Origin of the sequence: Sphingomonas sp. (assembly GCF_035490575.1) — a bacterium.
Classification (GTDB): Bacteria; Pseudomonadota; Alphaproteobacteria; order Sphingomonadales; family Sphingomonadaceae; genus Sphingomonas.
The window spans coordinates 44,287-68,652 of record NZ_DATJLI010000153.1; the positions used below are offsets into that span (position 1 = coordinate 44,287).

The window sequence follows — 24,366 nt, forward strand, 5'->3', positions numbered from 1 at the left end:
TTGAACCCGACCGGAACGGCGCACCGCCTCGACGCTAGCGCTCCCGCCGATACGTTCTTGTATGACATGATAGCGCAACCATGGCATGGCTGCGCCCCGTAGCCGGCAACGACCGGAACCAACGGGAGAGTTTGCATGAATGACGGAAACGAAACGGGCTTCCGGCTCGATCGGCGCGCCTTGCTGGGCGCGGCACCGATGGGACTGGCGCTGGCGGGCACGGCACGCGCCTCGGACAGCGTGAAGGTGGGCGCGCATAGCGGGCCGGGCGGCTGCTCGACGCCCCGCAATGCCATCGCCCGCACCCAATATGGCCCGGTGCGCGGCTTCGTCGCGGGCGACGTGTTCCACTTCAAGGGCATTCCCTATGGCGACGATACCGGCGCCGCCAATCGCTGGCTGCCCGCCAAGGCGCCCAAGCGCTGGACCGAGCCGTATAACGCGCTGGTCTATGGCGCGAACTGTCCCCAGACCCCGCACAATTTCCGCGCGATCGAGCATACTTTCCTTCAGGACTGGGACGACGGTTTCCAGGGGGAGGACATGCTCAAGCTGAATGTCTGGACCCCGTCGCTGTCGGGCAATCGCGCGGTCATGGTCTATTTCCACGGCGGCGGCTTTGCCTTCGGCTCGGCCTATGAACTGCCCAGTCATGAGGGCGCGCAAATGGCGCGCAATCACGACGTGGTGCAGGTGTCGGTCAATCACCGGCTGAACGCGCTGGGCTTTTTCGATGTGTCCGAACTGGGCGGCGATGCCTATCGCGACTCGGCCAATGTCGGGATGACCGATCTGGTCGCCGCGCTGAAATGGGTTCAGGAAAATATCGCCGCGTTCGGCGGCGATCCCGACAAGGTAATGATCTATGGCCAGTCGGGCGGCGGGTCCAAGGTGACGACGCTGCTGGGCATGGCGGCCGCCGCCGGCACGTTCCACCGCGCGGCGATCATGTCGGGCGGCGGCGGCAACATACCCACCGCCGAACAGTCGCGCGACTTCGCTCGCACGGTGGTCAAGCGGCTGGACATCGGTACCGGCCTGGCCGCGCTGGAGGCGCTGCAGAAGATCGAATGGCAGCGCCTGTTCGAAACCGGCAGCAAGGTCGCGGGTGAGATCAACGGACCCATGCGCGGACTGCCCAATCCGGGCGCGACACCGACGCCGCGCGTAGGCTGGGGACCGACGCTCGACGGGCGGCTGGTTACCGTCCGCAGCTTCCTCGACACCGCGCCCGCGGTTTCGCGCAACATCCCGCTGGTGATCGGCGGCACCAGCGAGGAAGGGATGCGCTTCAGCCAGAACCCGACCGAGGCCGAATGGCGCGCGCAACTGACCGAGACGCTGGGCGCACAGCGCGCCAATGCGCTGGTCGATGAAATGAAGCGCGCCCATCCCGAAAAGGCCGTCCGCACGCTCAGCTACGGCGTGCAGGGCCTGACCTATCGCAACAATATCCAGCGCATGGTCCGGCTGCGTCATGAACAGGGCGGCGCGCCCGTCTATCAATATCATTTCCAGTGGCAGTCGCCGCAACTGGATGGCTTTGCCGGGGCCTGGCACACGGCCGAACTGGCGTTCTTCTTCGACAACACCAAAAGGTGCGAACAAGGCACCGGCGACACGAAAGAAGCACGCGCGCTAGCCGCCAAATGCGCGCGGGCATTCGCCAATTTTGCGCGCACCGGCAATCCCAGCCAGCCAGGCCTGAACTGGACCACGACCGATCCGACGCGGTGCCAGACGATGGTGTTCGACAATCAGTGCCGGATGGTCGACGATCCCGAAGGCGCGGCGCGGCGCATCCTGTTGACCGCCTGACCCCTCAACCGGGCCGGTCGATGCCGACAGGCGTCAGCAGCGGTCGGCCCGCCAGCCCGGCATCGAGATTGTCGAGCAACAATGCCGCCATCGCCCGCCGTGTCTCCACCGTGGCGCTGGCGATATGCGGGGTCAGCAGCGTGCGGTCGCTGTCGATCAGCGCGCGCGGCACGTCCGGTTCGTCGGCGAACACATCCAGCGCGGCGCCGGCGATGGTGCCGCGCTCGATCGCGGCGACCAGCGCGTCCTGATCCACCACCGACCCCCGCGCAACGTTGACCAGCACGCCGTCGGGACCGAGTGCAGCCAGCACATCGGCGTCGATCAGGTGCCGCGTCTCCGGCGTCGCGGCGGTCGCCACGATCAGCACGTCACACGCCGCCGCCAGCGCGCGCGGGCTATCGTGGAAATGATAATCGACGGGCTTTGGCGCGCGTCCGGAATAGGCAACCGGCCCGAACGCGCGCAGCCGATCCGCAATTGCGGCACCGATCCGGCCCAGCCCCACGATCCCGAACCGCCGCCCCGTCACCTTGCGCGCAAGCAGCATGTTGCCTTCCGCCCATGCGCCGCTGCGAACGAAGCTGTCAGCGCGCGGCAATTGCCGGATCAGGCCGATCACCAGCCCCACCGCCAGGTCGGCCACATCGTCGGTCAGCACGTCGGGCGTGTTCGTCACCGCCACGCCGCACCTGTCGGCATGGGCGATATCGATCTGGTCATATCCGACACCATTGACCGCGATCAGCCGCAGCGACGGCAACGCTTCAATCAGGTCGCGGGGAGCGCCGACATGGCCGTTGGTGATGATCGCCGTGGCCTCACCCGCATGATCCGCCAGCCAGCGCGCCTGGCCTACATCGGTCATTTCGAACCACCGCACCACACACCCGCGCGCGGCCAGCGCGGCTTCGAGATCGTCGGAAAAGGGCGAAAGCTGGATCAGCGTCGGCAGGGTCATACCCGCATCCTAGCGCAAAGCGGGTGCATCGCCATCGACGGAACCGCCGGCGCGCCCGCCGGTTGACCGGGCACCCCCTTTCCGGAGAGCCACGATGATGCAACGCCCCCTGCCCGACCTGTCCCGCAATGCCGTGCTGGCGGCGGGCGCGGGGATCGCCGTTGCCGCGGCGGGCATTGCCGCGCTCGGCTGGGCGATGCGCCGCCGCGCGCCTGAGGAGGGGCACGCCGCCCCCGACCTGCCCCGCGACGGCAGCCGACCGGACGCGGATCGGCGCGCACCGGTCGACTTCCGCCCCGATCCCACCGCCCCCGTCAGCGCCGCCGAGCGCGAAGCACTGCGTCCCGCCACCGGCCCGTCGCCCACGCTGGTGAATGATCGCGGCGCGGTTCGCAGCCAGCCCTGACGCTGCCGCGACCGGCCTGCTACGACAGCGACATGACAAAGGCGGGCACGATTCGCGTCGGCATCGGCGGCTGGACCTATGAACCGTGGCGCGGCGGCACTTTCTATCCCGAAGGGCTGCCGCACAAGCGCGAGCTGGAACACGCCGCCGCCGCCATGACCGCGATCGAGGTCAACGGCACCTACTATTCCAGCTTCAAACCCGCCACCTTCGCCAATTGGGCAAAGGCGGTGCCCGACGGTTTCGTCTTCACGCTCAAGGCGTCGCGATACGTCACGAACCGCAAGCTGCTGGCCGGGGCGGGCGAATCGATCGCGCGCTTTGTCGATCAGGGCATTGTCGAACTGGGCGACCGGCTGGGTCCGATATTGTGGCAGTTCATGGCCACCAAGAAGTTCGACGCCGACGATTTCGGGGCGTTCCTGAAACTGCTGCCCGCCAGCCATGCCGGCGTCGGCCTGCGCCACGCGGTGCAGGTGCGCCACGACAGCTTCCGCGACCCCGCCTTTGTCGACATGGCTCGCGCCGCCGGGGTGGCGATCGTCAACGCCTGGTCCGACGATTATCCCGGCATCGGCGATGTTAGCGGCGATTTCGTCTATGCCCGCTTTGAAAATGCCATGTCGGCAGAGGAACAGGGTTTCCCCGCCGCGACGCACGACCGCTTTGCCGATTGGGCGCGCGACTGGGCGTCAGGCGCGCAGGCAGGCGACCTGCCGCTGGTCGGCACACCGATCGACCGGAAGCCCCGCGACGTGTTCGCCTTCATGATAAACGGCGCCAAGGAACGCGCCCCCGCCGCCGCCATGGCGCTGATCGACCGGGTCGGCCGCCCCTGAACCGCATCCCCCTTTCGCCAACGCAGCAAATGAGCTAAGCGCGCCACCCGAACCCCGCGCGACGGGCGCGGCCAAACCAACGGACACCCTATGCAACTCCGCAACGTGGCGATCATCGCCCACGTCGACCATGGCAAGACCACGCTCGTCGACCAGCTTTTCCGCCAATCGGGCACCTTCCGCGACAATCAGCGCGTGGAAGAGCGCGCGATGGATTCGAACGATCTCGAAAAGGAACGCGGGATCACCATCCTTGCGAAGCCGACTTCGGTGGACTGGTCGCCCGACGGCACGCCCGAGAACTCGATCCGCATCAACATTGTCGACACCCCCGGCCACGCCGATTTCGGTGCCGAGGTGGAACGCATCCTGTCGATGGTCGACGGCGTCATCCTGCTGGTCGATTCGTCCGAAGGCGCGATGCCGCAGACCAAGTTCGTGACCGGCAAGGCGCTGAAGCTGGGCCTGCGCCCCATCGTCGTCGTCAACAAGGTCGACCGTTCGGACGCGCGCATCCAGGAAGTGCTGGACGAGGTGTTCGACCTGTTCGTCAGTCTTGAGGCGAATGACGACCAGCTCGATTTCCCCGTGCTGTTCGCATCGGGCCGCAACGGCTATGCCTCGACGGACCCGGAAGCGCGTGAAGGCACGCTGACGCCGATGTTCGAGAAGATCGTCGAGCATGTGCCCCCGCCCGCCGTCGATCCCGAGGCAGAGTTCAAGTTCCTCGTCACGCTGCTCGACCGCGACAACTTCCTTGGCCGCATCCTGACCGGCCGTGTCGAGCAGGGCACGGTCCGCACCAATCAGCCGATCCACGCGCTGGACATGGACGGCAACGTCATCGAAACGGGCCGCGCGTCCAAGATCATGTCGTTCCGCGGCCTTGAGCGCGTGCCGGTGGACGAGGCGAAGGCCGGCGACATCATCAGCCTGGCCGGCCTGACCGTGGCAACCGTGTCGAACACCATCTGCGACACATCGGTCAGCGTGCCGATTCAGGCGCAGCCGATCGACCCGCCCACGCTGTCGATGCGTTTTGCCGTCAACGATTCGCCGATGGCGGGGCGTGAGGGCAGCAAGGTGACGTCGCGCATGATCCGCGACCGCCTGCTTCGCGAAGCCGAATCGAACGTCGCCATCCGCGTCACTGAAGCCGCCGACAAGGACAGCTTCGAGGTTGCCGGCCGCGGCGAGCTTCAGCTGGGCGTCGTGATCGAGACGATGCGCCGCGAGGGTTTCGAACTGGGCATCAGCCGCCCGCGCGTGCTGTTCGGCACCGACGAAAGCGGCAACAAGACCGAGCCGTATGAAACCGTCGTCATCGACGTGGACGAGGAGTTTTCGGGCACCGTCGTCGAAAAGATGAACCTGCGGAAAGCCGAGATGACCGACATGCGCCCATCGGGCGGCGGCAAGACGCGCATCACCTTCTCCGCCCCCTCGCGCGGCCTGATCGGCTATCATGGCGAGTTCCTGTCGGACACGCGCGGCACCGGCATCATGAACCGGCTGTTCGAGAAATATGGCCCGCACAAGGGTCCGATCGAAGGCCGCAAGAACGGCGTGCTGATCTCCAACGGCACGGGCGAGGCCAATGCCTATTCGCTCAACTCGCTGGAAGAGCGCGGCATCCTGTTCGTCGGACATGGCGAAGCGCTCTATGAAGGCATGATTATCGGCGAAAATGCCAAGACGGACGACCTTGAGGTCAATCCGATGCGCGCCAAGCAGCTCACCAACATCCGCTCGTCGGGCAAGGACGACGCGATCCGGCTGACCCCGCCCAAGCGGATGACGCTGGAACAGGCGATCGCCTATATCGACGATGATGAAATGGTCGAAGTGACGCCCAAGTCGATCCGGCTTCGCAAACGCTATCTCGACCCGAACGAGCGCAAGCGCCAGAGCCGTCAGAAGGCCGCGTAAGCTGATCTATTCCCGCCGCCCCGGTTCCGACCTGGGCGGCGGATTTCATTCGGGCGGGCGTGGCGCAACGCGACCGTTGCCGCCCCCGAAAAGCGCTGCTAATCGAACCGCCATGATCGCCCCGCCCGAACTCATCCGCACCTCGACCCCGCGTGTTGCCTGTGACGGCGCCGGCGAAATCGAACCCGCGCTGGGCCATCCGCGCGTCTGGCTCCAGATCGATGAATCGGGCTATGTCGATTGCGGTTATTGCGACCGCCGCTTCGTGCTGATCGGCGGCCCGGCCGATGGTGCCGATCATTCTCAGCTTCCCGACCATGGGGATGGTGCCGGCCGCTGAGCTGCCTATATCGGTGGGATGACTGTTTCCACCGATCCCCGCGCGTTCCTCTACGGCGACGCGCTCGACCCCGATATTGCCCTCAAGCTAACCGCCGACGCGCTGGCGCGTGCCGAGGATGGCGAGCTTTACCTGCAATATTCGCACAGCGAAGCATTCGGGTTCGATGACGGGCGACTGAAAACCGCGTCCTACAATAATCATTCGGGCTTCGGCCTGCGCGCCGTATCGGGCGAACAGACCGCATTCGCCCAAGGCAATGCGCTGTCGGCCGACGCCATTCGCCGCGCAACCTCGACCATGGCGCTGATCGACCCGGCGCGTCAGGCAAAGGCGCCGCCGCCGCGCGGCAACAACCGCCACCTCTATACCGCCGCCGACCCGCTCGATCTGGTGTCCTTCGCCGACAAGGTGGCGCTGTGCCAGACGATCGACGCCGCCGCCCGCGCGCGTGATCCGCGCGTGGCGCAAGTCAGCGTCGCTCTGACCGGATCGTGGAACGTCGTGGAGGTCGTGCGCCCCGACGGCTTCACCGCGACCGATGTGCGCCCGCTGGTCCGGCTGAACGTCACCATCGTGGTCGAAGCGAATGGCCGCCGCGAATCGGGCGGTTTCGGCCTTGGCGGACGCGAGCTGTATGACCGGGTGATGGCCCCCGAAACCTGGAACCGCGCCGTGGACGAAGCCCTGCGTCAGGCGCTGGTCAATCTGGAAGCCGTCCCCGCCCCGGCGGGCGAAATGCCCGTGCTGCTTGGCCCCGGCTGGTGCGGCGTGATGCTGCACGAAGCGGTCGGCCACGGGCTGGAGGGCGATTTCAACCGCAAGGGCAGCTCTGTCTATTCAGGCCGCATCGGTGAGCGCGTGGCGGCACCCGGCGTCACGGTGGTCGATGACGGCTCGATCACTGCGAAACGCGGCTCGCTGTCGATCGACGACGAAGGCACGCCCACACAGGAGAATGTCCTGATCGAGGACGGTGTGCTCAAAGGCTATATTCACGACCGGCTGAACGCGCGGCTGATGGGTGTCGCCCCCACCGGCAATGGCCGCCGCGAAAGTTTCGCGCACGCGCCGATGCCGCGCATGACCAACACTTTCATGCGCGGCGGACAGGATGATCCGGCCGAGCTGATGTCGCGCGTCAAGCGCGGCATTTACGCCACCAGCTTCGGCGGCGGACAGGTCGACATCGTGTCGGGCCGCTTCGTGTTTTCCTGCACCGAGGCCTATCTGATCGAAAACGGTCGGCTGAGCACCCCGATCAAGGGGGCGATGCTGATCGGCGACGGTCCCACCGCGATGACCCGCGTGGAGGGCATCGGCAACGACTTCGCACTGGACGAAGGCGTCGGCATGTGCGGTAAGGGCGGACAGGCCGTGCCCGCGGGCGTCGGCCAGCCCAGCGTGCTGATCGGCGGGCTGACCGTGGGCGGCACGGCGCTGAACTAAGCCCCCCACAACGCGCAAAAAAGCGCCGCGCCCCCTTATCGGGGACGCGGCGCCTTTCATTCGGTCAGGCCGCGATCAGCGGTGCAGGTCGAAGCGGTCGGCCTCCATCACCTTGGTCCATGCCTTGACGAAATCACCGACGAACTTCTCGCCCGCGTCGCCTGAGCCATAGACTTCGGCCAGCGCGCGAAGCTGGGAGTTCGAACCGAACACCAGGTCGACGCGCGTGCCCGTCCAGCGCGGCTCGCCTGACGCGCGGTCGCGCGCGACATAAGTGCCGTCGCCGACCGCTTCCCACTTCATCGTGAAGCTGGTTTCCAGCAGCTTGGCGAAGAAGTCGTTGGTCAGCACTTCGGGCCGGTCGGTGAACACACCGTGCGTCGAATCGCCATGATTGGCGCCCAGCACGCGCAGGCCCCCGACCAGCACCGTCATCTCCGGCGCCGACAGACCCATGATCGCCGATCGTTCGACCAGCATTTCCTCCAGCGAATAGGGCGTATCACCCCCGGCATAGTTGCGGAAACCGTCGAACACCGGCTCCAGTGGCTCGAACGATTCGGCGTCGGTCTGCTCGGCGGTGGCATCGGTGCGGCCCGGCGTGAACGGCACGCTGACCGCATGGCCCGCATCGCGCGCCGCCTTCTCGATGGCGGCGACGCCGCCCAGCACGATCAGGTCGGCCAGGCTGACGCGTTTGCCGGTGGCGGCAGCGTTGAAGTCGCGCTGCACGCCTTCGATCACCGACAGCGCACGAGCCAGCTCGACCGGCTCGTTCACTGCCCAGTCCTTTTGCGGGGCCAGGCGAATGCGCGCACCGTTCGCCCCGCCGCGCTTGTCGGTCGCGCGGAAGGTCGATGCCGATGCCCATGCCGTTTTGACCAGCCGCGACACCGACAGGCCCGACGCCAGCAGCTTGTCCTTCAGCGCGGCGATGTCGCCGGCATCGATCAGCGGATGATCGACGGCGGGCACCGGGTCCTGCCACAGGCGGGGTTCGGCGGGCACTTCCGGTCCCAACAGGCGCGGGTGCGGCCCCATGTCGCGGTGCGTCAGCTTATACCACGCCTCGGCAAATGCCTTGGCGAAATGATCGGGGTTTTCATAGAAACGACGCGAAATCGGGCCATAAATCGGATCGAAGCGCATCGACAGGTCGGTGGTCAGCATCGTCGGGCGATGCATCCGGCCCGGCACATGCGCGTCGGGCACGTCCTCTGCCGCGTCCTTCGCCACCCACTGATGCGCGCCTGCCGGGCTTTTGGTCAGTTCCCACTCATGCTCGAACAGGTTCTTGAAATACAGGTTGGTCCACCGGGTCGGTTCCTGCGTCCAGGTGACTTCCAGGCCGCTGGTGATCGTGTCCTCGCTATGGCCCTTGCCGAAGCTGTTGGCCCAGCCCAGCGCCTGCATCTCGACATCGGCACCCTCCGGCTCGGCGCCGACATGCTCGTCGGGCACCGCCGCGCCGTGCGTCTTGCCAAAGGTATGGCCACCGGCGATCAGCGCGACGGTTTCCTCGTCGTTCATCGCCATGCGACCAAAGGTTTCGCGGATGTCATGCGCCGCCGCCAGCGGATCGGGGTTGCCGTCCGGCCCCTCCGGGTTGACGTAGATGAGGCCCATCTGCACCGCCGCCAGCGGGTTGGCCAGGTCGCGCTCACCCGAATAACGGCTGCCCTCGGTGTCGCTGGTCGCCAGCCATTCGCGCTCGGGTCCCCAGTTCACGTCCTGCGCGGGTTCCCACACATCGGCGCGGCCACCGGCAAAGCCCGCGGTTTCGAAGCCCATCGATTCCAGCGCGACATTGCCCGTCAGCACCAACAGGTCTGCCCAGCTGAGCTTGCGGCCATATTTCTGCTTGATCGGCCACAACAGCATCCGGGCCTTGTCCAGATTGGCGTTGTCGGGCCATGAATTGAGCGGGGCGAAGCGCTGCTGCCCCTCACCCGCGCCGCCGCGACCGTCACCGATGCGATAGGTGCCCGCGGCATGCCACGCCATGCGAATGAACAACGGACCATAATGGCCGAAATCGGCGGGCCACCAATCCTGCGAATCAGTCATCAGCGCGGTGATGTCGGCCTTGACCGCTGCCAGGTCGAGCGTCTGGAACTCGGCCGCATAATCGAAATCCTTGCCCATCGGATTGCCGGCCGGGCCGTGGCGGTGCAGCACCGACAGGTCGAGCGCGTTGGGCCACCACAGCCGGTTGGTCATCTCGAACAGGACAGCGGCACCATCCACCTTGCCGCCCGAATGAACCGGGCACTTCGTCTCGACGTTCATGACATCTCCTCTTGGCGATTACGCACAACTTGATGATGGCAGGATCGCGTGACGCTTCGCCAACGTCCAACCGCTTGTTTCGGTCAGAGTAAGCGAGTTGTGCGTTTGCAGCGACCGCTCGACTTCATGCCCGGCGCCAGCTAACCCGGTTGCGATGCGAAGGATAAGAGAGCCGGTCGCGGCCACCATCCCGTCTGACGAAGGCGCCGGGGACATCGGCGAAATCCGCGATATCGTCGGTTTTCACATCCGGTTGGCGCATGGCGCGGTCTATCGCCACTTCACCGAAACCTTCGGTCATCTGGAACTGACGCAGAAACAGGTCGCGGCGATGTGGCTGGTCGACAATCACCCCGACATCGCCCAGTCGACGCTTGCCAAGCGGATGCGGATGGACCGCGCGACGATGATGGCGATCGTCAACCGGCTGGAAGCGCGCGGCTATCTTTCGCGCGGTCGCTCGGCGACGGATGGACGCAAGCAGACGCTGAACCTGACAGACGAGGGGCGGCGCGCACTGGCGACGGCGAAGGTCGCGGTGCGCGCGCATGAGGACTGGCTGAAGGCGCGCTATTCCCCGGCGGAGGTCGAAACACTGATCGCGCTGCTGACCCGGCTGCACAGCGAATAGCGCATCATGGCGCCGCCGCCAGTTGCGCTCGCAGATTGACCAGCACCCGCTGCGGCACCGGCGACAGGTCGCGTGCGGGCCTGCCCTTGCGAAGCCGGGCGCGATCGCGCTCCTCGGGCTGGACGACACGAACGCGCACCGGCGCGGGTCCACCGCGATGCAGGCCCAGCCGCTCGGCCGCGCCACGTGACAGGTCGATGATCCGCCGCCTGTCGGCAAACGGCCCGCGATCGTTGACGCGCACCAATATCCGGCGCCCGGTATCGAGCGCCGTCACCTCGACATAGCTGGGCAGCGGCAGCGTGGTGTGCGCGGCGGTGATCCATCTGGGCCGAAACCGCTCGCCATTGGCGGTGCGATTGCCCGATTCACTACCATACCAGCTTGCCAGCCCCAACATGTCATAAGTGGGATCGACCGCAGGGGCATAGGTGACACCGCGCACGCGATAGGGCGATCCGACCTTGACCGGCGTGTCGGCAACGGGACGGAATCCACCCGAACAGGCCGCCAGCGCCAGCATCAGGGCAGTGGGGACAAGGGCGCGGGGCAGCGGCATGGCGCCCTTCTGACCGGCCCGATCGCCGCACGCAAGGTTGCGTATAACCCATGTCAATCGCGTGCTTTTTCGCTTCGCCAACTGGAACGATCGTCGCTGCGAGGCGCTTGGGGCTTCGACAAGGAGGACCGCCATGACGCATCGCCCGACCCTGTTCACCCTTTCCACGGGTGTATCGTGAAACCCCGTGCACAAGCCGCCGTTGCGGTCGGGGCGCTGGCCGTGGGGCTGCTTGCCCTGACGCGCAGCACGGCAAAATCGCCATCGGGGACCGGCGCGGCGCCCGGCCGCACCGCGCGGCGCGACTGGTTCGGCCAATATCGCGTCGTCGGCAAGACGGTGACGATCGCCAGGCCTTCGCGAAACGAGCTTTTCGCGTTCTGGCGTGACTTCACCAACCTGCCCAGCTTCATGGAAAATCTGAATGCGGTAAGCCCGGTCGGCGATGGCCAGTTCGAATGGGAAATCGTCGCGCCCGGCGAAGGCAGCGTGCGCGTTGTCACCGAAATCGCCAGCGAGCGGCAGGGCGAACTGATCGCATGGCGATCGGTCGAAGGGTCGTCGATCGATACCGAGGGCCGCGTTGCCTTTCGCGACGCACCGGGAGACCGCGGGACCCAGGTCGAACTGGTCGTCGCCTATCGCCCCCCGGCGGGCAGGCTGGGTGTGGCCGTCGCCAAATTGCTCCAGCGCGAACCCGAAGTGCAGGCGCGTCGCGACCTGCGGCGGTTCAAGGCGCTGATGGAAACCGGCGAGATCCCCACCAGCGACAACCGGCTCGATCGGGAGAAGAACTGATGCGCGCGCTCACCTATCACGGGAAAAAGGATGTGCGTGTCGACACGCATCCCGATCCCGAAATCGTCAATCCCCGCGACGCGATCATCCGCGTCACATCGACCGCAATCTGCGGTTCGGACCTGCATCTGTATGACGGGGTGATCCCCGGCGTGCTGTCAGGCGATATCCTGGGCCATGAATTCATGGGCGAAGTGGTCGAAACCGGCCCCGGATCGACGCTGAAAAAGGGCCAGCGTGTGGTCGTGCCCTTCACTATCGCCTGCGGCACCTGCTTCTTTTGCGACAAGCATCAGTTCAGCGCGTGCGACAACTCGAACCCTGTCGACAAGCGCGAGATTTCGGAAACGCTCTACGGTCAGCCGATGAGCGGGCTGTTCGGCTATTCGCACATGACCGGCGGCTATCCAGGCGGTCAGGCGGAATATGTCCGCGTTCCCTATAGCGATGTCGGCCCGGTCGTGATCGAGAATGACGATCTGGAGGACGAACAGGTGCTGTTCCTGTCCGACATCCTGCCCACCGGCTGGATGGCGGCGGAAAACGCCCAGATCGAACCCGGCGATACCGTCGCCGTCTGGGGCGCGGGGCCGGTCGGGCTGTTCGCGGCGCAAAGCGCCAAGCTGATGAACGCCGCGCGCGTGATCGTCATCGACCATTATCCCCACCGGCTGGAACTGGCCGCGGGATTGGGGTGCGAGACGATCAACTTCCGCGATGTCGACGTGCGTGAGGCGCTGAACGAGATGACCGGCGGCATCGGTCCCGATGCGGTGATCGACGCAGTGGGGATGGAAGCGCACGGCTTCGCCGTCGACAACATGCTCGACATCGCCAAGCAGACCGTCGGCATGGGCGCCGACCGTGCCAGCGCGCTGAAACAGGCGCTGCTCGCCGTGCGCAAGGGCGGGCGCGTGTCGATCCCCGGCGTTTATGGCGGCATGACCGACAAGTTTCCGCTCGGCGCGCTGATGGAAAAGGGGCTGAAGATCGGCACCGGCCAGACGCATGTGCAAAAATACACGAAAATGCTGCTGGGGATGATCGAAGAAGGAAAGATCAACACCACCTTCCTCATCAGCCACCGTCTGCCACTGGAACAGGCCGCCGACGGCTACGCCAATTTCCGCAACCAGCAGAATGACTGGACCAAGGTCATTCTGAAACCCGGCGGCTGATTGCCAAACGGCCGCCCATGCTGGTTGCAAGGTGGGCAAAAGATAAAATTGGTTCACGTCCGCCGCGCGAACCGCCACGTTCCATGTCCTGCATCCGGCCGCTCCGTCGTTCGTCGTCGGGGCGTGCCGGCCATCGCGAACCGGGGAATCGGGTCTTGTCGGGCATTGCCGCGGCAAAGCGGCCCGCGCCCTTGTGGGACAAGGAAAGCGGACGATCGTGTCTGATGAAAATGTGACCGACCTGAACCATCTGCGCCGGCTCGAGGCCGAGAGCATCCATATCCTGCGCGAAGTCGTGGCCGAGGCCGAACGCCCGGTGATGCTCTATTCGGTGGGCAAGGATTCGGCGGTCATGCTGCATCTCGCCAAAAAGGCCTTCTATCCAGCACCCCCGCCCTTCCCGCTGCTGCATGTCGACACGACGTGGAAGTTTCAGGCGATGTATGAACTGCGCGACCGCGCGGCGCAGGCGGCGGGCATGGAATTGCTGGTCCATCACAATCCTGACGCGATGGCGCAGGGGATCAACCCGTTCGACCATGGCGGCCTTCACACCGACATGTGGAAAACCGAAGGGCTGAAGCAGGCGCTCGACAAATACGGGTTCGACGTGGCGTTCGGCGGTGCTCGGCGCGATGAGGAAAAGAGCCGCGCCAAGGAACGGGTATTCAGCTTTCGCAGCGCCAGCCACCGCTGGGACCCCAAGAACCAGCGCCCCGAATTGTGGCACCTCTACAATGCGCGCAAGGCGAAGGGAGAGAGCATCCGCGTCTTTCCCATCTCCAACTGGACCGAACTCGACATCTGGCAATATATCATGGCCGAAGGGATCGAGATCGTGCCCCTGTATTTCGCCGCGCCGCGCCCGACGGTTGAGCGCGACGGGCTGATCCTGATGGTCGATGACGACCGCTTCCGCTTTCGCGAGGGGGATCAGGTGGTCGAACGCTCGATCCGGTTCCGCACGCTGGGCTGCTACCCGCTGACCGGCGCGGTGGAGAGCGAAGCGGCGACCTTGTCCGAAGTCGTGCAGGAAATGCTGCTGACCACCACCAGCGAACGCCAGGGCCGCGCCATCGACCACGATCAGGCCGCCTCGATGGAAAAGAAGAAGCAGGAGGGCTATTTCTGATGGCCGATCGCGAAACCAGCTACCGCGCCGACGCGCTGATTGCCCAGGATATCGACGCCTATCTGGCGGCGCACCAGAACAAATCGCTGCTGCGCTTCATAACCTGCGGCTCGGTCGATGACGGCAAATCGACGCTGATCGGGCGGCTTTTATATGATTCGAAGATGATCTTCGAAGACCAGCTCGCCACGCTGGAGGCCGATTCCAGGCGGATGGGCACGCAGGGGCAGAATATCGACTTTGCCCTGCTGGTCGACGGTCTCGCCGCCGAGCGTGAACAGGGCATCACCATCGATGTCGCCTATCGCTTTTTCACGACCGAAAAGCGCAAGTTCATCGTCGCCGATACGCCGGGGCACGAACAATATACGCGCAACATGGTGACGGGCGCGTCGACCGCCGACCTTGCCGTGATCCTGATCGACGCGCGCAAGGGGGTGCTGACGCAGACGCGGCGGCACTCCTACCTCGCGCACCTGATCGGCATCCGCCACATCGTGCTGGCGGTGAACAAGATGGATCTGGTCGGGTTCGACCGGCATCGCTTCGACACGATCGTCGCCGACTATCGCGCGTTCGCCGAATCGATCGGGATTGAGGGGTTCGTGCCGATCCCCATTTCGGGTCTGGGCGGCGACAATATCACCAGCCGGTCCGAACGGACGCCCTGGTATGACGGGCCGACGCTGATCGACCATCTGGAAACGGTCGAACTGGACGTGGAGCGCGACCGGGCAAAGCCGTTCCGCATGGCGGTGCAGTGGGTTAATCGCCCGCATCTGGATTTCCGCGGTTTCGCCGGCATGATCGCCAGCGGTTCGGTGCGGCCGGGCGATGCGGTGCGCGTCGTCCCGTCGGGACGCACTTCCACCGTCGCGCGGATCGTGACCATGGACGGCGACCTGCCCGTGGCGGTCGCCGGACAGTCGGTGATGCTGACGCTGGCGGACGAGATTGATTGCAGCCGGGGCGACGTGCTGGCCGCCGCCGAACAGCCGCCACAGGGCGCTGACCAGTTCCAGGCAATGGTCGTCTGGATGGACGGCGAAGCGATGCTGCCCGGTCGCGCATATTGGATGAAGATCGGCACGCGCACCGTGTCCGCCACGGTTCAACCGCCCAAACATGTCGTCGACGTCAACACCATGGCCCAATTGTCGGCCAAGACGCTGGCGATGAACGATATCGGCGCGTGCGAAGTCTATACCGATCAGCCGATCGCGTTCGAATCCTATGCTGATGATCGCGAGCTTGGCGGCTTCATCCTGATCGACAAGGCGACCAACGCCACGGTCGCCGCGGGCATGATCGACTTTGCGCTTCGCCGCAGCCAGAATGTGCATTGGCAGGCCATCGACCTCACGCGTGAGGCGCGCGCCGCGCAGAAGAACCAGCGCCCCTGCGTGCTGTGGTTCACCGGCCTGTCGGGTTCGGGCAAATCGACGCTCGCCAATCTGGTCGAGAAAAAGCTGCATGCGCTGGGCAAGCACAGCTTCCTGCTGGACGGCGACAATGTGCGCCACGGTCTGAACCGCGACCTGGGCTTTACCGACACCGACCGGGTGGAGAATATCCGCCGCGTGGGCGAAGTGGCGCGGCTGATGACCGATGCGGGCCTGATCGTGCTGACGGCCTTCATCTCGCCCTTCCGCGCCGAACGGGCGATGGTGCGCGACATGCTGCCCGATGGCGAGTTCATCGAAATCCACGTCAACACCCCGCTGGAAGTGGCCGAGGCGCGCGACGTGAAGGGGCTGTATCGCAAGGCGCGCGCGGGTATGCTCAAGAACTTCACCGGGATCGACAGCCCGTATGAGGAACCGGAACATGCCGAAATCACGGTGGATACCGTTTCGATGACGCCCGAACAGGCCGCGGAATTGATCGTCGAGCGGATTTTCGGCGCGTGACGACCCTGGCCGATGACGCGCGCCTTGCCCGCCGGATCGCCGATGCGGCGGGCGCGCTGCTGCTGACCCTGCGCGACACCGGCCTGTTCGACGGCAAGGCATTGGGCGCGGCGGGCGACCGGGTGGCGAACGCGATGATCCTGGAGGCGCTGAAACAGGACCGCCCCGACGACGCCGTGCTGTCCGAGGAAAGCGTCGACGACCTCACCCGGCTGGAGCGCAGCCGCGTCTGGATCGTCGATCCGCTGGATGGCACGCGCGAATATTCCGAAGGGCGCGACGACTGGGCCGTCCATGTCGCATTGGCGGTCGACGGACAAGCGGCGGTCGGCGCGGTCGCGCTGCCGGCGCTGGGCGTTTCGTTCGACAGCGCCGCGCCGCCGCCGCTTCCTACCCCCAACACACCCCCCAGAATGCTGGTCAGCCGCAGCCGCCCCGCGCCGGAGGCCGTGGCCGTGGCCGGGCAGATCGGCGCCGAACTGCTGCCCATGGGTTCGGCGGGCGCAAAGGCGATGGCCGTGCTTCGCGGACAGGCCGACATCTACCTCCATTCGGGCGGGCAATACGAATGGGACAGTTGCGCGCCGGTCGCGGTGGCGCTGGCCGCCGGACTACATGTGTCACGCATCGACGGCGCGGCGATGCGCTATAACCAAAGCGACGTCTATCTGCCCGACCTGCTGATCTGCCGAGCCGAAGCGGCGGACGACCTGCTGGCGCGGGTTCGCCGCCTGAACCCCGCGCGGTCGGCGGCCTGACCCGCGCCATGCCACACCGGGCAGGAACCCCTTGATGGAATGGCTGAACATCCTGGCCGGACTGCTGGTCGGGATCATCGTCGGCATTACCGGCGTCGGCGGCGGCTCGCTCATGTCGCCGCTGCTCATCCTCGTGTTCGGCGTCGCGCCCGCCACTGCGATCGGCACCGACCTGTGGTTCGCGGCGATCACCAAAAGCGTCGGCGGCTATATCCACCACCGCCATGCCAGCGTCGATATGGGTGTCGTGCGGCTGCTGGCGCTGGGCAGCGTCCCGGCCGCGCTGATGGTCGGGCTGTGGCTGTGGTATTCGGGCAACGGCCATGTCGATTCGAGTTTGCTGAGCGTCAGCCTGGGCATCGTCCTGATCCTGACCTCGATCTCGACATTGTTTCGCCAGAGGATGGCCGGTTATGTCCAGTCGATCCCGATCCGGTCGAACCCCGCCTTTCCCGCGATGAAGCGTATTGCCACGGTGCTGGCGGGGGCGCTGCTGGGCGTGATGGTGACGATGACGTCGGTGGGTGCCGGGGCATTGGGCGCCACCATGCTGATGATGCTTTATCCCCGTCGCCTGTCGCTGCGCCGGCTGGTGGGGACCGACATTGCCCATGCGGTGCCGATCGCCTTTGTCGGCGGGGTCATCCATCTGCTGTTCGGCACGGTCGACCTGAGCTTGCTGGGGCTGTTGCTGCTGGGATCGGTGCCGGGCATCGCGCTGGGCGCACGGCTGGCCAGCACGGTGCCGGAACGGATCGTTCAGCCGGTGCTGGCCGCCGTGCTGCTGATCGCCGGTCTCAAACTGGCGCTTTAGCCGCTTTATCTCCTCCGCGCGGCCCGGTAACGCGGGCAACCGGCTGGGGGTTCAGGATATGATATTGTGCGGGTTCGGCATTTTCGGTCAAGACGTCGCCGGGGCGACGCCGCCGCCCGTGCGCCATCCGGGCGAATAACGGGGCTGTGATGCAGCATCCGGCGGCAACTCCCGATATCGACCGCGCGGCAACCCGCCGCCCTGGCGCAACGCCCGAATTGTCGGTCATCATCCCCACCTTCAACGAAGCCGGCAATGTCCGCGCGATAACGCAGGCGCTGGAAAGCGCGCTGTCGGGCATCCGGTTTGAACTGGTGTTCGTCGACGATGATTCAACCGATGGCACTCGCGACATTCTGGCCGAACTGGCGGATACACGCGGCAATCTGCGCGTGATTCACCGCGTCGGGCGGCGCGGCCTGGCCACCGCCGTCACCGAGGGGATGTTGAGCACCACCGCACCCTATCTCGCGGTGATCGACGCCGACCTCCAGCATGATGAACGGGTGCTGCCCGACATGCTGGCGCTACTGACAAGCGGTGAGGCGGACCTGGTGGTCGGATCGCGCTATACCGCCGGCGGTGGCATTGGCGACTGGGACGCGAACCGCGCGCGGGTCAGCACGGCGGCGACCCGGCTGGCGAGGCTGATCACCTCCGCCGACCTGACCGACCCGATGAGCGGCTTTTTCGCAATCTCGCGCCCGGCATTCTACAGCGCAGTGCGCGACCTGTCGGGACAGGGTTACAAGATCCTGCTCGACATTGCCGCGTCGGCGAAACAGCCGCTGCGCATCCGCGAACTCCCCTACCAGTTTCGCACCCGTCAGGCGGGGGAGAGCAAGCTGGATACGCTGATCATATGGGAATATCTGCTGCTGCTGGTCGACAAGATCATCGGGCATATCGTGCCGGCACGGTTCCTGTCGTTCATGTTCATCGGCGGGCTGGGCGTTTTCGTCCATATGGCGGTGCTGGGCTCGCTGGTCGCGCTGGGCGAACCGTCCTTTTTGTGGGCACAGGCGCTCGCGACGCTGACGGCGATGGTCTTTAACTTCTTCGTCAACAACATGCTGACCTATCGCGACCGGCGCCTGCGCGGCTTCATCGGCCTGTCGCGCGGTCTGCTGACCTTTGTTCTGGCCTGTTCGGTGGGCGCGATCGCCAATGTCGGGATCGCCGATTATCTGTTCGACGATGCGCTTTATAACTGGTTTTCGGCCGGTCTGGCGGGGATTGCGGTGGGCGTCGTGTGGAATTACGCGGCCACTTCGGTCTTCACATGGCGGGCGCGATAGGGCGGGCGCGATAGGGTGCGCGCCACAGGCCGGCGGCGCTAGCGGGTCGGCCGGCGGCGCAGCAGGCGGATCGCGGGCCGCTCCACGCTGACCGCGACCGCCGCCATGGTAATTGCCATCGCTTGCCAGCGTTTGCCCGCCGCACGGCGATAGCGCGCCTGCATCCGCTGAGGTGGTGCCGCTTTTCTGGACAGGTTGCTAAGCTAATCCCGACGTGAGGACGGACGGGAATGAAGACGACGAGGAAGCGCTATGGCGCGGATTTCAAAGCGAAGGTGGCGCTGGAGGCGATCCGTGGGGATCTGACGCTGGCGGAGCTGGCAGCGAAGCATGGGGTGCATCACACGATGATCGCGGCGTGGAAGCGTCAGGCGATCGAAGGGATGTCGGCGACGTTCTCCGGTGCCGGCGAGGCGGCCAGGGCGGCGAGCGACGCGGAGGTGGCCAAGCTGCACGCCAAGATCGGGCAGTTACTCGTGGAGCGGGATTTTTTAGCGAAGGCCTCCGGTCGATGAGCGTGGCACGGAGGCGGGAGTGGATCGATCCTGCTCACCACTGCCTGTCGATCGCGGCGCAATGCCGGCTGCTGTCGATCAGCCGGTCGAGCTACTATTATGCGCCGGTGCCGGAGACCGAAGAGACGCTGGCGTTGATGCGGGTGATCGACGCGGCGTTTCTCGACATGCCGTGGTACGGCAGCCGCCAGATGGTCCGGCATCTGCGCCGCAATGGCCATGATGTTGGACGACGACGGGTGCGGCGGCTGATGGCGAAGATGAGGCTGTCGCCGATCTACCAGCGGCCGCGCACGAGCGATCCGCACCCGCAGCACAGGGTCTATCCTTATCTGCTGCGCGGGCTGGCGATCGAGCGGCCGAACCATGTCTGGTGCGCCGACGTGACCTACATCCCGATGCGTCGGGGCTTCCTCTACCTGGTCGCGATCATGGACTGGGCGACGCGGAAGGTGCTGGCCTTGCGGCTGTCGAACACGATGGATGCCGGCTTCTGCGTGACGGCGCTGGAGGAAGCGCTGGCGCGCTTTGGAAGGCCCGAGATCTTCAACACCGACCAGGGTAGCCAGTTTACCGGCTTCGCGTTCACGAGCGTGCTGCGCGACGCCGAGGTGCGGATCAGCATGGACGGCCGGGGTCGGTGGATGGACGATGTCTTCATCGAGCGCCTCTGGCGCTCCCTCAAATATGAGTGCGTCTATCTGCACGCGTTCGAGACCGGATCGGAACTGCGCGCTGGCCTTGGCCGGTGGATCACCTATTACAATCACCAGCGACCCCACTCGGGGCTGGCCGGGCGAACCCCGGCGGAAGCTTATGGGTTGATCGGCGCTTCAGATCACGGGGGGCATGCCCCCCGTGATCTGATGATCAAAATGGCGGCATGATCGATAACCCGGATTAGCTTAGCTCAGCCGCAAAACTGTCCAAATAGGCGGGACCACCTCACACCTCGCCCACGCTCGTGCCATCCTCGGCCTGCTTCAACACGAAGGCGATTTGCGCCTCCGAAAACTTCGACTTCTTCATCGCTCACTCCACTTCCCTGGCCCTCCACCATAACTGGAATTTTCCAGCTCAAAGCGGCCCAGGAAATGGGCAGCAGGTCACACTGCCTGAGTGATGCCCTCGGACGACCGCTTGCCTTCATTCTGACCGGTGGTGAAGCAGCGGATTGTATGGCGTATAATGCGCTGATCGATTTGCCTGATCGCGCACCCGACGCCTTCCTTGCAGACAAAGGCTATGACGCCGACGCTATCCGCGCGGACCTCGCCGAAAGAACAATCAAGGCCGTCATTCGGGCCAATCAAACCGCCGTGTGAAAATCGATCAGGATCGGGCGCTCTACCGACAGCGCAATCGCATCGAGCGCATGTTCGGCCATCTCAAGATCAATCGCGCCATTGCCACCCGCTACGACCAACTGGCCAACAGATTCCTCGGCATGGTCGATACAGCCACCGCCAGATACTAGCTCAAATTCGTCCACCCGCCTGGTTTTCGCCTGAATGGTCGCATCAAGCTAGCAGACCGAAGTCTGCGATATTAACCTGCACGGCGATAGGCTTGAATAGCTATCAGCCGGTCGACCCCTTCGAGCCATAGAAATGGCGATACCAGTCGGCGAAGCGGCTGAGACCTTCCTCGAGCATGACCCGCGGCTTGTAGCCGGTCAGCGCGTGCAGCTTCGACACATCGGCATAGGTGGCGGTGACGTCGCCGGGCTGCATAGGGCGCATGATCTTGACCGCGTCGCGGCCGATCGCGCGTTCGAGCGTCTCGATCATCTCCATCAGCCCGACGGGGCAGCTGTCGCCGATGTTGAGCAGCCGGTTTTCATGCGCGGGCGGCGGATTGTCGAGGGCACCGATGATGCCATCAACGATGTCGTCGATATAGGTGAAGTCGCGCGCCATGCGGCCTTCGCCGTAGACTTCGATCGGGTCGCCGCGCAAAATCTTCTGGGTAAAGCCGAAATAGGCCATGTCGGGCCGGCCCCATGGGCCATAGACGGTAAAGAAGCGCAGCCCCGTCTGCGGCAGCGCATAGAGATGCGCATAGGACTGACTCATCAGTTCGCAGGCGCGCTTGGTCGCGGCATAGAGCGAGACCGGTCGGTCGACGCGTTCGTCCTCGGTAAAGCCGGCGCCGCCCATCGGCTTGTCGCCATAGACCGAGCTGGACGAGGCATAGACCAGATGCTCGAACCCCGGCGTATGGCGACATGCCTCGAGGATCGAGAGATGCCCGTCGAGGTTCGAGCGTTGATAGGCAAATGGGTTGTCGATGCTGTACCGCACCCCCGCCTGTGCCGCCAGGTGGACGACACGGGTGATGCCATGTCGTCCCACCAGGTCGGCAATGCCCTGTGCGTTGGCAATGTCCATGCGCTCGAACACGAACTCGCGCCGGCCGTTGAAGGTCGACAGTCGCGCATCCTTGAGCGCCGGGTCATAATAGTCGTTCAGGTTGTCGACGCCGATCACCGTCTCGCCGCGTTCAATCAGGCGGTGGGAGACGGCATGACCTATGAAACCTGCCGCCCCCGTGACGAGTACCGGCGCCGACATCAGCGACCCACCGCGTGATAGGTGAAACCGGCCTTTTCGATCATGTCGCGCGGATAGATATTGCGCATGTCGACCATGACCGGCGCGCTGAGCAGCGACTTGACCCGGTCGAGGTCCAGCGCGCGAAACGCATCCCATTCGGTAACGATCGCCACCGCGTCGGACCCTTCGAGCGCTTCATAGGGGCCGTCGCAATATACGACGTTGTCGAGCACCTTCTTGGCCTGTTCCGTGCCTTCGGGATCGAATGCGCGGACGGTGGCGCCGGCATCCTGCAGCGTCTGGATCACCGCGATCGCCGGGCTGTCGCGCATGTCGTCGGTATTGGGCTTGAAGGTCAGGCCCAGGACCGCGACGGTCTTGCCGCGCACGTCGCCGCCCATCGCGGCGATGACCTTGCGGCCCATCGCGCGCTTGCGGTTGTCGTTCACGCTGACGACCGCCTCGACGATACGCTGCGGCGCGTCATGGTCCTGCGCGGTCTTGAGCAGGGCCAGCGTATCCTTGGGAAAGCACGACCCGCCATAGCCCGGGCCGGCATGCAGGAACTTCGATCCGATGCGGTTGTCCAGACCGATGCCGCGCGCCACGTCCTGAACGTCGGCGCCCACCTTTTCGCAAAGGTCGGCAATTTCGTTGATGAACGTGATCTTGGTCGCAAGGAACGCGTTGCCGGCATATTTGGTCAGCTCGGCCGCGCGGCGGCTCATCTCGATCACCAGCGAGCGGTTGAGGGTCAGCGGACGATAGATCTGGCGCATGACTTCCATCGCGCGTTCGTTATCGCCGCCGACGACGACGCGGTCGGGCCGCTTGAAATCGTCGATCGCCGCGCCTTCGCGCAGGAATTCGGGGTTCGAGACAACCGCGAAATCGGCGTCAGGATTGGCTTCGCGAACGATCCGCTCGACTTCGTCGCCGGTGCCCACGGGCACAGTCGACTTGTCGACGATCACCGTGAAGCCGGTGATCGCGCCGGCGATTTCCTTGGCAGCGGCATAGACATAGCTGAGATCGGCATGGCCATCGCCGCGCCGCGACGGCGTACCCACCGCGATGAAGATGGCTTCGGCATCCTTCACGCTGTCGCCAAGGTTGGTGCTGAAGCGCAGCCGGCCGGCCGCCACGTTGCGCGCGACAAGTTCGTCAAGGCCCGGCTCATAGATCGGCATGCGTCCGTCGAGCAGCGCGTCGATCTTGGACTGGTCCTTGTCGACGCAGATGACGTCATGCCCGAAATCCGCGAAGCACGCCCCGGACACCAGCCCGACATACCCTGATCCCACCATCCGGATGCGCATTTACAATCCCTTCGCTGTTGTATCTTGCAGTGCAGCACGCCTTAAACGCAGATGTTTTGCGCTTCCAGCGGCAAAATAACGCGTGGGTCGAGCGGCAGCCGATTGACTCCGCTGGCCCACGCCATTCGTTCGTGCACAATATCCGGCAACGGGCCAAGTCTTTTGGCGGCCGACAGGGTAAGGAACCCCAAGGATGAGGCAGAACGATCCTAGATCTAAACGTGCTAGATGTACGTTCCCCGAGTAAATAGTTTGCAACTATATAATAGAAAAAACCTGCCTCGAAAATACTGGTATCGCGCTTCGATCAGGACATGAACCACGAAAGCGCAAGTTCTTTATATCCTTGCTCAGCCGTTGCGGCGCAATGAACTGACGTTCGCCTTTCACGTTAACGTCGCGGCTCGTCCGGTTGTCCAAATATGGGAAAATCGAATGCTGCCATCCCTTTGGCAGAACGGCACATCCTTCCGTTCGAACGCGCTGCCGGGGTTGATTATTCGTGGACTGACCGCCGCTGCGCCGCCTAAGCTGTTTAAGCGGTATCGAACCGGGCAAAGGGGCTCGAGCATGAATTGGTGCCAATGAACGAAACCGGATCGCTCTGCGGGTCGATCCGGGCATAATCGGTATGCGTTATGAATTGAGTCACAACCTTGCGTTCATAGACGTCGACCCGCTCACCCAGGCGCGTTGGTTCGCGCGGAAATTCGTCCGCACCGATCGCCGCCACCGCGCGATATACGGTGAACTTCGCGCGATCGACGGGACTCCCATTCTCGGCAAGGTTATCAAAAAAAGCGGTGAAATCGTCGTCCGACATTTGAAAGGGGCCAACGACCCGGTTCAGGATCGACCGGACCAGATC

Annotated in this window: 22 protein-coding genes and 1 pseudogene; 17 read left to right on the forward strand and 6 right to left on the reverse strand. The window is 64.8% G+C overall.

Annotated elements, in window-relative coordinates; genetic code table 11:
* The first annotated feature begins 135 nt into the window (after nucleotides 1-135).
* A complete protein-coding gene (locus VL973_RS11585; protein WP_325284172.1) occupies nucleotides 136-1,818 on the forward strand; it encodes a carboxylesterase/lipase family protein in 1,683 nt (560 codons plus the stop codon).
* Between the two features lie 4 nt (nucleotides 1,819-1,822).
* Here the strand turns inward: VL973_RS11585 and VL973_RS11590 are convergent, their stop codons facing one another.
* Entirely contained in the window at nucleotides 1,823-2,779 is a 957-nt protein-coding gene (locus VL973_RS11590) for a 2-hydroxyacid dehydrogenase (RefSeq protein ID WP_325284173.1), read from the reverse strand.
* 94 nt (nucleotides 2,780-2,873) lie between these two features.
* Between VL973_RS11590 and VL973_RS11595 the strand changes: the two genes are divergently transcribed.
* The 5 genes from VL973_RS11595 (at nucleotide 2,874) to tldD (ending at nucleotide 7,742) form a co-directional block, all read left to right on the forward strand.
* The gene (locus VL973_RS11595) at nucleotides 2,874-3,185 is read left to right on the forward strand and encodes a hypothetical protein (RefSeq protein ID WP_325284174.1); all 312 of its coding nucleotides are present in this window, start codon (nucleotides 2,874-2,876) and stop codon (nucleotides 3,183-3,185) included.
* A gap of 32 nt (nucleotides 3,186-3,217) precedes the next feature.
* Complete coding sequence (locus VL973_RS11600; protein ID WP_325284175.1) at nucleotides 3,218-4,024, forward strand: DUF72 domain-containing protein; 807 nt, start codon at nucleotides 3,218-3,220, stop codon at nucleotides 4,022-4,024.
* Between the two features lie 90 nt (nucleotides 4,025-4,114).
* Nucleotides 4,115-5,953 carry a translational GTPase TypA gene (typA, locus tag VL973_RS11605; protein WP_325284176.1) on the forward strand — a complete coding sequence of 613 codons (1,839 nt, stop codon included), beginning with the start codon at nucleotides 4,115-4,117 and terminating at the stop codon, nucleotides 5,951-5,953.
* A 112-nt stretch (nucleotides 5,954-6,065) separates the two neighbouring features.
* Complete coding sequence (locus VL973_RS11610; protein ID WP_325284177.1) at nucleotides 6,066-6,293, forward strand: zinc-finger domain-containing protein; 228 nt, start codon at nucleotides 6,066-6,068, stop codon at nucleotides 6,291-6,293.
* A gap of 18 nt (nucleotides 6,294-6,311) precedes the next feature.
* Nucleotides 6,312-7,742 carry a metalloprotease TldD gene (gene tldD, locus VL973_RS11615; RefSeq protein WP_325284178.1) on the forward strand — a complete coding sequence of 477 codons (1,431 nt, stop codon included), beginning with the start codon at nucleotides 6,312-6,314 and terminating at the stop codon, nucleotides 7,740-7,742.
* Between the two features lie 75 nt (nucleotides 7,743-7,817).
* On the opposite strand, the gene katG is transcribed toward tldD, so the two are convergent.
* Nucleotides 7,818-10,031, reverse strand: coding sequence for a catalase/peroxidase HPI (gene katG / locus VL973_RS11620; RefSeq protein ID WP_325284179.1), 2,214 nt, complete (start codon nucleotides 10,029-10,031; stop codon nucleotides 7,818-7,820).
* Nucleotides 10,032-10,185: 154 nt separating this feature from the next.
* Here katG and VL973_RS11625 point away from each other — a divergent pair, with 154 nt between their 5' ends.
* Complete coding sequence (locus VL973_RS11625) at nucleotides 10,186-10,662, forward strand: Saro_0803 family transcriptional regulator (RefSeq protein ID WP_325284180.1); 477 nt, start codon at nucleotides 10,186-10,188, stop codon at nucleotides 10,660-10,662.
* 4 nt (nucleotides 10,663-10,666) lie between these two features.
* Here VL973_RS11625 and VL973_RS11630 read toward each other — a convergent pair whose 3' ends face one another.
* Entirely contained in the window at nucleotides 10,667-11,221 is a 555-nt protein-coding gene (locus VL973_RS11630; RefSeq protein ID WP_325284181.1) for a septal ring lytic transglycosylase RlpA family protein, read from the reverse strand.
* A 177-nt stretch (nucleotides 11,222-11,398) separates the two neighbouring features.
* Here VL973_RS11630 and VL973_RS11635 point away from each other — a divergent pair, with 177 nt between their 5' ends.
* The 10 genes and pseudogenes from VL973_RS11635 to VL973_RS14315 form a co-directional block, all read left to right on the forward strand.
* Complete coding sequence (locus VL973_RS11635) at nucleotides 11,399-12,019, forward strand: SRPBCC family protein (protein WP_325284182.1); 621 nt, start codon at nucleotides 11,399-11,401, stop codon at nucleotides 12,017-12,019.
* Nucleotides 12,019-13,197 (forward strand): zinc-dependent alcohol dehydrogenase, encoded by a 1,179-nt coding sequence (locus VL973_RS11640; RefSeq protein WP_325284183.1) that lies wholly within the window; start codon nucleotides 12,019-12,021, stop codon nucleotides 13,195-13,197. The genes VL973_RS11635 and VL973_RS11640 overlap by 1 nt, the downstream gene beginning before the upstream one ends.
* A 232-nt stretch (nucleotides 13,198-13,429) precedes the next feature.
* Complete coding sequence (gene cysD / locus VL973_RS11645) at nucleotides 13,430-14,329, forward strand: sulfate adenylyltransferase subunit CysD (RefSeq protein ID WP_325284199.1); 900 nt, start codon at nucleotides 13,430-13,432, stop codon at nucleotides 14,327-14,329.
* Entirely contained in the window at nucleotides 14,329-16,239 is a 1,911-nt protein-coding gene (gene cysN / locus VL973_RS11650) for a sulfate adenylyltransferase subunit CysN (protein WP_325284184.1), read from the forward strand. The genes cysD and cysN overlap by 1 nt, the downstream gene beginning before the upstream one ends.
* Nucleotides 16,236-16,997: a 3'(2'),5'-bisphosphate nucleotidase CysQ gene (locus tag VL973_RS11655; RefSeq protein WP_325284185.1), complete on the forward strand. Its 762-nt coding sequence runs from the start codon at nucleotides 16,236-16,238 to the stop codon at nucleotides 16,995-16,997. Before cysN ends, VL973_RS11655 begins: the two co-directional genes overlap by 4 nt.
* A gap of 34 nt (nucleotides 16,998-17,031) precedes the next feature.
* Nucleotides 17,032-17,811, forward strand: coding sequence for a sulfite exporter TauE/SafE family protein (locus tag VL973_RS11660; RefSeq protein ID WP_325284186.1), 780 nt, complete (start codon nucleotides 17,032-17,034; stop codon nucleotides 17,809-17,811).
* Between the two features lie 149 nt (nucleotides 17,812-17,960).
* Nucleotides 17,961-19,109, forward strand: coding sequence for a glycosyltransferase family 2 protein (locus tag VL973_RS11665; RefSeq protein WP_325284187.1), 1,149 nt, complete (start codon nucleotides 17,961-17,963; stop codon nucleotides 19,107-19,109).
* Between the two features lie 230 nt (nucleotides 19,110-19,339).
* Nucleotides 19,340-20,511 (forward strand): IS3 family transposase gene (locus tag VL973_RS11670; RefSeq protein ID WP_325284188.1). Its coding sequence is split into 2 segments (ribosomal slippage): nucleotides 19,340-19,604 and nucleotides 19,604-20,511, totalling 1,173 coding nucleotides; the frame shifts between segments, so codons are not numbered across the junction.
* Nucleotides 20,512-20,718: 207 nt separating this feature from the next.
* The gene (locus VL973_RS11675; protein ID WP_325284189.1) at nucleotides 20,719-20,949 is read left to right on the forward strand and encodes a transposase; all 231 of its coding nucleotides are present in this window, start codon (nucleotides 20,719-20,721) and stop codon (nucleotides 20,947-20,949) included.
* A gap of 11 nt (nucleotides 20,950-20,960) precedes the next feature.
* Nucleotides 20,961-21,101: pseudogene (locus tag VL973_RS14315) on the forward strand (IS5/IS1182 family transposase); the annotation flags it as partial.
* Nucleotides 21,102-21,204: 103 nt separating this feature from the next.
* On the opposite strand, the gene VL973_RS11685 reads toward VL973_RS14315, so the two are convergent.
* From VL973_RS11685 to VL973_RS11695, 3 genes are all read right to left on the reverse strand, one after another.
* Nucleotides 21,205-22,197: an NAD-dependent epimerase/dehydratase family protein gene (locus VL973_RS11685; protein WP_325284191.1), complete on the reverse strand. Its 993-nt coding sequence runs from the start codon at nucleotides 22,195-22,197 to the stop codon at nucleotides 21,205-21,207.
* Complete coding sequence (locus VL973_RS11690; protein WP_325284192.1) at nucleotides 22,197-23,498, reverse strand: UDP-glucose dehydrogenase family protein; 1,302 nt, start codon at nucleotides 23,496-23,498, stop codon at nucleotides 22,197-22,199. The genes VL973_RS11685 and VL973_RS11690 overlap by 1 nt, the downstream gene beginning before the upstream one ends.
* A 535-nt stretch (nucleotides 23,499-24,033) precedes the next feature.
* Nucleotides 24,034-24,366, reverse strand: a 333-nt coding sequence (locus VL973_RS11695; protein WP_325284193.1) for a hypothetical protein, incomplete at its 5' end; no start/stop codon positions are given.